General features: G+C 35.9%; 10 protein-coding genes. 9 read left to right on the forward strand and 1 reads right to left on the reverse strand.

From position 1 onward, the window contains the following. Nucleotides 1–127: 127 nt before the first annotated feature. From H5968_RS13085 to murQ, 8 genes are all read left to right on the forward strand, one after another. Nucleotides 128–532: a DUF3110 domain-containing protein gene (locus H5968_RS13085; protein WP_187040303.1), complete on the forward strand. Its 405-nt coding sequence runs from the start codon at nt 128–130 to the stop codon at nt 530–532. 476 nt (nt 533–1,008) lie between these two features. Beyond that, nucleotides 1,009–1,689, forward strand: coding sequence for a response regulator transcription factor (locus H5968_RS13090; RefSeq protein ID WP_096565724.1), 681 nt, complete (start codon nt 1,009–1,011; stop codon nt 1,687–1,689). Between the two features lie 107 nt (nt 1,690–1,796). Then, on the forward strand, nt 1,797–3,185 hold the full coding sequence (locus H5968_RS13095; protein WP_187040304.1) for a cell wall metabolism sensor histidine kinase WalK: 1,389 nt from the start codon (nt 1,797–1,799) through the stop codon (nt 3,183–3,185). A gap of 118 nt (nt 3,186–3,303) precedes the next feature. Further along, nucleotides 3,304–4,278, forward strand: a complete 975-nt coding sequence (locus H5968_RS13100) for a sodium-dependent bicarbonate transport family permease (protein ID WP_187040305.1) — start codon at nt 3,304–3,306, stop codon at nt 4,276–4,278. Between the two features lie 96 nt (nt 4,279–4,374). After that, nucleotides 4,375–5,007, forward strand: coding sequence for a hypothetical protein (locus tag H5968_RS25140; protein WP_222620668.1), 633 nt, complete (start codon nt 4,375–4,377; stop codon nt 5,005–5,007). A 105-nt stretch (nt 5,008–5,112) separates the two neighbouring features. After that, entirely contained in the window at nt 5,113–5,799 is a 687-nt protein-coding gene (locus H5968_RS13110; protein ID WP_370569769.1) for a carbonic anhydrase, read from the forward strand. A gap of 167 nt (nt 5,800–5,966) precedes the next feature. Continuing rightward, complete coding sequence (locus H5968_RS13115; protein ID WP_187040306.1) at nt 5,967–7,268, forward strand: proton extrusion protein PcxA; 1,302 nt, start codon at nt 5,967–5,969, stop codon at nt 7,266–7,268. A gap of 192 nt (nt 7,269–7,460) precedes the next feature. Beyond that, nucleotides 7,461–8,384: an N-acetylmuramic acid 6-phosphate etherase gene (gene murQ / locus H5968_RS13120; protein WP_187040307.1), complete on the forward strand. Its 924-nt coding sequence runs from the start codon at nt 7,461–7,463 to the stop codon at nt 8,382–8,384. Between the two features lie 436 nt (nt 8,385–8,820). On the opposite strand, the gene H5968_RS13125 is transcribed toward murQ, so the two are convergent. Next, on the reverse strand, nt 8,821–10,044 hold the full coding sequence (locus H5968_RS13125) for a lipopolysaccharide assembly protein LapB (protein WP_187040311.1): 1,224 nt from the start codon (nt 10,042–10,044) through the stop codon (nt 8,821–8,823). A 326-nt stretch (nt 10,045–10,370) separates the two neighbouring features. On the opposite strand from H5968_RS13125, the gene H5968_RS13130 reads away from it, so the two are divergent. Then, on the forward strand, nt 10,371–11,150 hold the full coding sequence (locus tag H5968_RS13130) for a phosphate ABC transporter ATP-binding protein (RefSeq protein WP_187040308.1): 780 nt from the start codon (nt 10,371–10,373) through the stop codon (nt 11,148–11,150). The last annotated feature ends 390 nt before the right edge of the window (nt 11,151–11,540 follow it).

The following is an 11,540-nucleotide window of genomic DNA, read 5'->3' on the forward strand; positions in this document are numbered from 1 at the left end:
TAGGGTTTGATTTGCCTGAAATCTTGAAAAATATACCTTTCGTCTATTATTGGCTTTCCCAGAGGCACAATCTCGAACTTTAATAGAAATAATATAAACGTCAAGTCAAAGGATTAAAGAATTAAAGATGCGTGTTTTTGTACTACTATTCAATGCGGGAACTGATAATGAAGGGATTCACTCGATTCGGGTGGGCGATCGCAATACAATCATGATGTTTGAATCAGAAGATGATGCCACCCGCTTTGCTTTAATGTTAGAAGCGCAAGATTTCCCGACACCGACGGTTGAGGGAATGGATGACCAGGATATCATAGACTTTTGCAAAAGTGCGGATTTTGGCTGGGAACTTGTGCCAGAAAATAGTAATACCGTGGTGACACCTCCAAAACAGAACGTAGAAGAAACTGATTGGAAACCAGAAAGTCAAACTCAAAATAACTATGATAACTATAGTTCTCAGTCAGAAGAACAGCAAATGTCTGATTCTGAACTAGACAGCTTCCGTCGCCGACTAGAAGGGTTATTGTAAGTAGTCATTAGTCATTAGTTGTTGGGAAAGTAGGGAATAGGGAATAGGGAATAGGGAATAGGGAATAAGTAAAGAATTTTCTACCCAGTCACCAGTTACCAGTCACCAGTCATCAGTCACCAGTCACCTGTTCCCTTACCTGCTATATAAAACCTAGACAAAACTAGACTTTACTTTCTACTTCAACGGGAGCATGGGAGCAGTTATCCCTCAGTAGACTTTCACGCCTTAGCCAGACGCGATTGTGTTCCAATTAAGTTTCTGAAAAAGACTACCACCATCATTGCTTGGTTTTCGCGTCGGCAATAGTCTCAATTCAATACTTGATATCACCGTATTATATATCAAGTAGTTGATTTTTTCCTAAAAATATATTGATTTTTGTCAATACAAGTATAGTTTTGTCTATGAAATTGTCAACTTAGGACTTGCTCACCAATAAATTCTCAACTAAAATAGGATTGCTAGATTGCTATATGCGAATTTTGCTAGTTGAAGATGAACCAGGAATAGCCCAATTTATCAGTCAAGGACTCAGAGAGATGAGTTACGCTGTTGATGTGGCTCATGATGGTGAAGAAGGTAAGGAATACATCTTTGCTGCTGAGTATGACATTATCATCTTAGATATTATGCTACCCAAAATTGATGGGTTAAAGCTACTAGGAGAATTTCGCCAGCAAAAAATTAAAACTCCAGTCTTACTTTTAACAGCACGGGATACTGTAGAAGATCGGGTAAAAGGATTAGATCATGGTGCAGATGATTATTTAGTCAAGCCATTTGCATTTTCAGAATTACTGGCACGGTTACGAGCTTTGCAACGTCGCCCACCATTACAATTTAACACCATTTTACAGGTTAGTGATTTAACTATGGATGTAGTCACAAGGGAAGTTCAGCGTGGAGGACGTTTCATTGAACTTAGCCCCTTAGAGTTTAAACTTTTAGAGTATTTATTGCGTAATTCCAATACAGTAGTTACCCGTACACAAATAGGTGAACACGTTTGGGATTTTGATTTTTATAGTGATTCTAATGTTGTAGATGTATATGTTGGTTATTTGAGACGGAAAATAGATCGGGGTTCTGATCAGCCACTACTGCATACAGTTAGAGGAGTAGGATATTGTCTCAAGGGAATAGGTGATAGGTGACTGGGGATTGGTGATTGGGGAAAAATATTTACCTCCTGACTCCTGACTCCTGACTCCTGACTCCTGACTCCTTGAAATCCTGACTCCTGACTCCTGACTCCTGCTGTATGTTTTCTCAACGATTTAATCAAAGTACAATTAGAACTCGTCTAACAACATGGTACATACTGCTTTTGGGCTGTACGCTAGTAGTTTTCGATACCTATTTATATATTCAATTAAAACATAGTTTACTTGGTCAATTAGATACAGCTTTGCAGGTTGCAGCTTCGGAAACTTTTGCTGAAGTGATTCAGGTAAATGGTCATCCTACTTTGAAGATCAAACAACAGTCTGAAACTATTACCCGTAAGTTAACTAATGCTGGTTTTTCCGTGCGTTTGGTTTCTCCCCAAGGTGAAATTTGGGATGGTATCGGTAGTTACAAAACCATATCACCGATGATGCCCGTAAAAATCGGTTATACCAGTGTTACTGAATACGGCAAGATTTGGCGAGTTTATACTCAACCATTATCTTTATCTTCCACTGCTGGTTGGTTACAAGTTGCCCAATCTCTAGATCCTATTTCTGAAGCTTCAGAACATCTGCTGACTTTGATGCTTTTGAGTTTTCCTTTAATTCTCTTAATTGCAGCTTGTGGAGGTTTATTTTTAGCGGATCAAGCGTTACGTCCTATTGGTCGCATTATTCGCACTGCCCAGGCAATAAGTCCTAATGATTTCACCCAGCGCATCGGTTATCAAGGTTCAACAGATGAAGTGGGAAGATTAGCTATCACCTTGGATGGGATGTTAGATCGCTTGCAAGCTGCATTTGAGCATGAACGCAGATTTACAGCCGATGCTTCTCATGAGTTACGCACACCTTTAACAGTGATTAAAGGCAGACTGGGTGTAACTTTAAGTAGAGAGCGTACACCAGAAGAATATCATCATACCTTACAAGAATTACAACGGGAAGTTGATCGTTTGATTCGTCTTGCTAATGGTTTGCTTTTTCTCACTCGTTTGGATCAAAGTGAATCTGAATATCAATGGACTTTGACAAATGTTGATTTAAGCGAGTTACTAGAAGTTCTCATTGAGCAAATTCAGCTTTTAGCAGCAGATAAAAATATTACCATCTGTGCAAGTATAAAACCCTTACTTTACATTACTGGCAATTCTGATCACTTAACCAGTTTGTTTTTAAATTTACTAGATAACGCCATTAAGTACACATCCCCGGAAGGTAAGATTAGTGTAGAAACATATCGTGAAAATGAACAGGTGAAAGTAACTATCACTAATACGGGTAAAGGAATTGCATCGGAACATTTACCCCATTTGTTTGAGCGTTTTTATCGTGCAGAAAGCGATCGCTCACGGTATACAGGTGGATCAGGATTAGGTTTAGCGATCGCCCATGAAATTGTTCGCTTACACAGTGGTAAAATTTATGTCACCAGTAACCCCCATCAATTCACCACATTCACTGTAGAATTACCATTTTGATACTGCCAACTTAATTCTAAGAAAATTCTTAATTTCTTCTCATGCTTTTCTTAAAATTTGTGGACTAATTTAGAGGGTAGTTCATAAAGTTTTCTAATGCTGAGGAAAGAAAAAATCAATGGATGGCAGTTTAATTCTTTTTAACATTCTCAATCCCCCTGTGTTGTTCTTCTTTTTGGGAATGCTGGCGGTTTTTTTAAAATCAGATTTAGAAATTCCCCAACCCTTACCAAAATTATTTTCACTGTATTTGCTGTTATCCATTGGTTTTAAAGGCGGACATGAACTAGCAGAAAGTGGCATTAACTCGCAAATAGCAATGACGCTGATAGTTGCTATTGTCATGGCTTCTATTGTACCAGTATACACCTTTTTTATTCTCAGAATCAAGCTTGATCATTACAATGCAGCTGCTATCGCTGCTACCTACGGTTCTATTAGTGCAGTCACCTTTATTACCGCTAGTTCTTTTCTAGAAAAACTGCACATTCCCTATGGGGGACACATGGTAGCAGCATTAGCTTTAATGGAATCTCCAGCTATTATTATCGGCTTAATTCTGGTGAGAGCATTTGCACCCAAGACAGAAGGTGAAGAAGGATTTTCTTGGGGAAAAGTGATGCACGAAGCTTTTTTAAATGGCTCAGTGTTTCTGTTAATTGGTAGTTTGCTAGTTGGACTATTAACAGGAGAAAAAGGTTGGGAAAAATTACAACCATTTACTCAAGGAATTTTCTACGGTGCGCTGACTTTCTTTTTACTGGATATGGGATTAGTAGCAGCCAGAAGAATTAAAGATCTAAGTAAAACAGGTTCTTTCTTAATTGGTTTTTCTGTTTTCATTCCTGTTGTCAATGCTATCTTAGGAATTTTGATTGCAAAAGTCTTGGGAATGGGAGAAGGAAATGGACTTTTATTTGCGGTTTTATGTGCCAGTGCTTCTTATATTGCCGTACCGGCAGCGATGAGATTAACTGTTCCCGAATCTAATCCTAGTCTTTATGTTTCTATGGCTTTAGCTTTAACATTCCCCTTTAATATTATTGTGGGAATTCCTCTTTACTTACAAATTTTAAAACTTGTTGGTGTATAGCTCATTAGTCTTTTGACCATAGATTTACAAACATGAAATTACAAACATCAGAAATTGCTGTTTTCTGTCCAATAGGTATTAGTCTAGGTGTTATTTATGGAACTCGTTAACCGAGTAGAAATCATTGTCAGCACCCTGGAACAAAGAGAAGTTATAGATATCCTTAATTCTGTGAAAGTTCCTGGATATACATTAATAGAAAATTCTTACGGTAAAGGGGATAGGGGGATTTGTTATAACGATTTGGGGCGAGAATTTAGCAATAGTTATATTTCTACTATTTGCACCAATCAAATACAATTTGAATACCTGCTCAGAGATATTTTACCCATCCTCAAAACCATTGGTGGTATTTGTTTAATTACCACAAGTAATTCTCTGATATCAGATACCTTTTCCCCCAATCTAACAAGTCTAAATTTATCAATCCCTATTATGCAAGAAGTCCAAAAAGTAGAGATTGTTATTGATACATCTCACATTGAAGATGCTCTGAACATTTTAGAAATCGTCTCTGTTTCTGGATATACAATTATTAAAGATACCTCTGGTAAAGGTGATCGAGGTTTAGTATCTTCCGATATTGACTATGAATTTAGTAATAGTTACATTATGACAGTTTGTACCAATCAAAAACAATTAGATAATTTAGTGGAAAAAATCACCCCTCTGCTGAAAAAAATCGGAGGTGTGTGTTTAGTAACTGATGCAAAATGGGTTAATCACTAAATAATTAAGGAGTCAGGAATCAGAATTTTTGATCAATAAGTAGATTATTAAATTTCTAGGATGTTGCAGATACCAAAAGAATAAAAACACTAAAACGAAAATCACATGAATTCTACAATGCCAATGAAAAGAATTATCAAAGGACTGAACGAATTTCAAACTAACTATTTCACAATTCATCAGGAAATGTTCCGCCAATTATCTCAAGGACAAACTCCTGAAATTCTCTTTATTACTTGTTCTGATTCTCGCATTGATCCGAATTTATTAACACAAACTAAACCAGGAGAACTGTTTATTATTCGGAATTTGGGTAATATTATTCCCACTCATGGAAGTCCTAATAGCAGTGAAGGTGCGGGAATTGAATATGCTGTTTCTGCTTTAAATATTAAGCATATTATTGTTTGTGGTCATTCTCACTGTGGTAGTATGAAAGCACTCCTACAATTAAATAATTTATCTGATGAAATGCCTTTAGTTTATGATTGGTTAAAACGCAATGCCGAGTCTACCCGTCGTCTTTTGCGAGAAAACTATCAAAACTATGATGGGGAAACATTGCTAAAAATAGCTGTAGAAGAAAATGTTTTAACTCAAATTGAAAATTTAGAAACCTATCCTGTGATTCGTTCTAAATTACATGGTGGTAAAATATCTCTCCATGCTTGGGTTTATGAAATAGAAACAGGACAAATTTTTGCTTACAATGCTAATGATAGTAAGTTTGTGCCTTTAAGTTCTGACGCTTTCCCTGTTCCCGATCCTTTAGCTTGTTTAAAAGCAGGTTAATTGAGAAAATATTTATTTAATATTTATTTTTTGATGAGGTAGAAAAGTTAAAGTTGATAAATACATAAACTTTGGATTTAAAAAATCAATTTTTATCAATTAATTCAAAGTTTATCTACCTCATTATTTGATTTTTTTTAGGAAACATTTAGCCATCTACCATCAAAATGAAAAATTACGTAAATTCAGATTTTTCAGATAAAATAGCTGAAGAAAATAATTACCTAAATATAGGGAGTCAATGGTTTTTACGCACACCAGAAAGAGCATTAGAACAAGCATATAAAATGGCTTTAAAAATTAAAGATATTGAATTAGAACATTTTGCAGGGGATAAAGTATCTAGTCAGTCAGGTGATTACAGTCAAAATGTTTTAGATTGTTTTCAGACAGATGTGGAAAAATATTTAAAGATTATTAAAATCAGAGTTGTAGAATTTAAGGTGAGTCGATTTTTTATCAAAAACTCTAATTACGCTTTTTTGGATAAACTAAAATTAATTGATGAAGTTCTCTCCAGATACAAAAATGAGGATTTAGAATTATCTAATTCTAATGTTGTAGCTTATTCTCAAAAACCAACTCTTACCAAGCTAGAATCTCACCAACAACCACCAAAAAATTCCTCTCAACTAACATCAAAACTCAGTTTAGAAAATATTGAACCAGTCACCAAAAAAACTGGTATTTTTCCCAGATCCATTGGTAGAACATTTCGTAAAATTACCAATGATATGAGTCCAAGTTCTGAACAGGAGGTATTGCGGAATTTTCAAGCATCGAGAAAAATTACCAAACGAGCTATTAACTGTTTGTTGTTATTAATTCTCATTCCCTTGTTAACTCAAGAATTGTCTAAAAAGTTTTTCATACTTCCTGCTGTAGAACATTTTCGCAGTGTTGAAAGTACACCTATTTTTCTGAACTGGGAAATGAAAGAGGAAGCACTAAAAGAATTGCAGTCTTTTGAGGAAGAATTAAAATTTGACAATTTATTGAAACATTCTCCTCAAATTTCTGCCGAAGCTATGGAAGAAAAAATTTCACTTAAAGCAGAAGAATTAGCAGAAGAATTTAAACATAAAAGTAATAGTGCAGTGGCAAATGTTTTTGCGGATTTATTAGGTTTATTTGCTTTTGCAGTTGTGGTAGTCATCAATAAAAAAGGGGTGATAGCTATTAAAAATCTGCTGAATGAAATTATTTATGGTTTAAGTGATAGTGCCAAAGCATTTATCATTATTTTATTCACAGATATTTTTGTAGGTTTCCATTCTCCTCACGGTTGGGAAGTGATTTTAGAAAGTATTGCTAGTCATTTGGGTATTGCCGCAGATAGAAATGCTATTTTCCTATTTATTGCTACATTCCCAGTAATTCTAGATACTATATTCAAGTATTGGGTTTTCCGTTATCTGAACCAGATTTCACCTTCAGCAGTAGCAACACTGAAAAATATGAATGAATAGGTAATTAATTGATAATTGATAATTGATAATTGACAATTGTTTCATTTAAGGTTTAAAACCTCCCCTTTAAAGGGGAAAAAAATTTCCCGTGGGTTGCGTTATCTCGTAACCGAAATTACAATATCAATTATTTTGTAACCTAACCGAGTAGTATTGACTGATAACGGATAACTGATAACTGATAACTGAGAAATGACAAATTTACAAGAACGCGGACATCTACTCACAGAACAAGTAAATCCTAATAGTCTGAATTTAGACCAACTAAACTCTTTGGAATTGGTAGAATTATTTAATACTGAAGACCAAAAAGCGGTAGTTGCTGTTGCCAGTGCAAAGGTTCAGTTAGCCGCAGCTATTGAAAAGACGGCTGAACGTTTACATCAAGGTGGACGTTTATTTTACATCGGTGCGGGAACAAGTGGACGGTTAGGGGTGTTAGATGCGGCTGAATGTCCACCTACTTTTTGCACATCTCCAGAGTTGGTACAGGGTATTATTGCTGGTGGTGCGGGGGCGTTGTTACGCAGTTCTGAGGGTTTAGAAGATTTAGCGGAAGATGGTGAAAGTGCGATCGCCCAACACAAAATTAATCAACTGGATGTAGTCGTCGGTATCACTGCTGGGGGTACTACTCCCTATGTTCAAGGTGCATTAAAAGCAGCACGTCAAAGGGGAGCTTTAACAGTTTTTATCGCCTGTGTTCCCGCAGAACAAGTTCCCTTTGATGCAGATATTGATATTCGCTTGTTAACAGGACCAGAAATATTAGCAGGTTCAACTCGGTTGAAAGCTGGTACTGCAACCAAACTGGCCTTAAATATCCTTTCTACCAGCGTGATGGTGAAATTAGGGAAAGTTTACGGTAATAGAATGGTGGATGTTGCGGTAACAAATCAAAAATTACGCGATCGCGCTTTAAGAATTTTACAAGATTTAACCGGTTTAAGTCGAGAAGCCGCAGGTTTCTTATTAGAACGTAGTGGTAAATGGGTGAAGTTGGCTTTATTAATGCACTGGACAAATTTAGATAAAACCGCAGGTGAGGAACTTTTAGCAGTGCATAAAGGTAATTTGCGTGTGGCTGTGGATACTTATCACAGGAGTCAGGAGTAATACCTTGTTATCTCGTTTATCTCGTTATCTCGTTCCCAGTCTCCAACTGGGAATAGACCTCTCCAAAATAGAATGTATTAATTTGTCATAAGTTGTAGGGGCGAAGCATTTGAGCGATAATTTAACAGAAAAATCAGACATCTAGATATCCCAAATGTATTAATTTGTCATAAGTTGTAGGGGCGAAGCATTTGAGCGATAATTTAACAGAAAAATCAGACATCTAGATATCCCAAATGTATTAATTTGTCATAAGTTGTAGGGGCGAAGCATTTGAGCGATAATTTAACGGAAAAATCAGACATCTAGATATCCCAAATGCTTCGCCCTGCCCCCATAAATAGGTTCCATAATTTCTTTTCTGGAGATGTCTAATGTCTGTATTCCTTCCCTGTTCCCTCTCCCAAATATAAAATTTATTTTGCACGACTACTTATTACAAATTCTTTTTTGACAATGTTTCAATCTTCTGGGCAAAATATATCTCTTGATGTTTAAGTTGTCTGGCTATTTCTAACCCTTTTTCAAACGCTGCTAATGCTTTTCCCTCTTCTTTCTTTTCTAAATACATTTCTCCCATTTGATCATAAGCTTGCATCAAACCATAAAAATTAGTCGCTAATGTTTCCGTTTCCAACAAAATTCTACTAGCTTGCAAAGCTTCATTAATTTGATTTTGGGAACGATACAACCTAATTAACTTTTGCAAAGCTTCACTAGCAGTCACATACTGTTCTAATTTCCAAGCAGTAACATAAGCTTCTTGATAATTATTAAAAGCTTCTTGCAGAAAATTGGGATTTTCTCTGACCAAAAATTGATAATTTTCTGCTATTTTGATTTTTAAAGCCGGAACTTGAGTAAGATTGTTATTTCTATTATAAATTGCCGCTAACTTATTCAAAACATTGATCGCTTGTCGAGGTTGTTTACCCAGTTCATAAATATAAGCTAGTTGTTGCAAATATGCTAATTCATTGTTTCTATCACCTCTATTAATAGCCAAATTGAGCAATTCTTCGTAAGTTTTAGCAGCTTGAGAATAATCAAACCAACTTAAATGTAATTCCCCCAGAGTATTTAAAGTTGCTAATTCAGTATTAACATCTTTTTGTTGTCTCACCAATGTTAAAATCTGCTCGTAAGCACCTACAGCTAATTTGGGAATACGCACATTTTGGTAAGCTTCACCAAGCGATCGCCATAATTGTAAATCTGTACTTTTCTCCTTTAACATCTGTTTTTCAATCTCTTGCAACCGCTTAGTAATATACATTACCTGTTCACGCTCATTTTCCTGCCACGCGATCGCCCCCACCCTTGATAAAGCTTGCACCTGGACTAAAGAACCTAAAAAGCGCCGCAGTCGTAATTCTCTATTCCAAATATCAAAAGCAGCGGTTTTATCTCCCCTTTGAAAAGTCGTTATCGCTTCTTGGTTTAACTCATCCAGTGCAGTTTTCAACTGTTGCAGTTCGTCAGTAGTTAACGGTTGTTTTTTCCATGAACTCCTTACCAGAGGATCAGGTGTAGTCATTTCCAAAGGACTCGGAGGAAACCACCTCATTTGTTCTGGTTTTTTATTTTGTGCCAGTGTGACAAAACTGCACAGATGCCAGACAATAATAGTAGTAACTATAAAACTCAAGCGTCTTACCATAAACAACTCACTTTTTTCTTGTCCTGTTGAAAATAGTCTAGAAAATTTACCCGTCATATCTTGTACCAGCATCTTCTTGCTAATATCCCAGTTAACATCCTAGACTTTAACCCTGATTATGGACTAAGATGATCATTACTCACCTGACATGATTGAGAATCATAACAGATGTGAGATTACCAGCTTATTTGACGCACACCTATTTATTATGTTTCTCAATCATTCAATTTTAGATTTTAGATTTTAGATTTTAGATTTTAGATTTTAGATTTTAGATTTTAGATTTTAGATTGAATCACAACATAAATCCCTATTCCCTATTTCCTATGAGTAAAATAATTCCTGCCATCCGAGTTAAAAATTTTAGCTTTTATTACGGAATTCAAAAAATCATTGAAGATGTCTCAATGGATATTCCCCAAAATAAAATTACCGCGATTGTGGGACCTAGCGGTTGTGGGAAGTCCACATTTTTGAAATCTCTCAATCGCATGATTGAACTAGAAGGAGAAATACAAGTTGAAGGGAACATTGAATTTTTTAGTCAAAATATTTATGGTCGTCGTGTCAACTTAAATCGCCTACGTCGTCAAATTACTTTAATTTATGGTAAACCAAATCTTTTTCCCATGAGCATTTATGATAATGTAACCTATGGAGTAAAATTAATCGGATGGCATCCCAAAGCAGAATTAGATGAAATTGTCGAGTTAGCACTAAAAGCTGCCGAACTCTGGGAAGAACTCAAAAATAAACTTCATAAATCGGCTTTAGAATTATCCTTTGGACAACAACAAAGGTTGTGTATTGCCCGTGCTTTAGCAGTTAAACCGCAAGTCCTCCTTATGGATGAACTTTGTGCAGGACTTGATCCCATTTCTACCATGAAAATTGAGGAACTTATCGAATGTTTGCGTTCTGAATTAACAATTGTATTTGTCTCTCACAACATCCAACAAGTTTCTCGTTTATCAGATTTCACAGCTTTATTTTACTACAATAAAAATCATATTGGGCAGTTGCTAGAATTTGCCCCTACCAAGAAACTTATCACCCATAACTTTGATTATCGCCTGCGAGACCATGTTTTTGCACGTTTCCACTAAACCTGGTTTCTATCATATAGTGATCCGATTTGATTCATGAATTTTTCGTAGAGGCAGGGAACGCTTAATTGATAATTCATAATTGATAATTCATAATTGATAATTCATAATTAAATTTATACTTTACTCAGGGACTTAAACATTACCTGTAGGATACACGACAGGGGAATAAAACCCTTTTTAATTATTAATTAGGGTTTGCTGAATAAACCTAAAACCTTGATATATCAAAGGTTAGAGGCTGATAAACACAGAAATTAGTCCAAGGGTTTTGAAGGGTATACCGGAAAAAGTGTGCATTTTTTGGGATTTCAAGAGATGGCAAAGAAATTTTCAAATCTCCTCCTGACTCCTGACTCCTGACTCCTGACTCCTATGCCCTCACGGAAA

It is taken from the genome of Sphaerospermopsis sp. LEGE 00249 (assembly GCF_014299995.1).
GTDB lineage: Bacteria > Cyanobacteriota > Cyanobacteriia > Cyanobacteriales > Nostocaceae > Sphaerospermopsis > Sphaerospermopsis kisseleviana.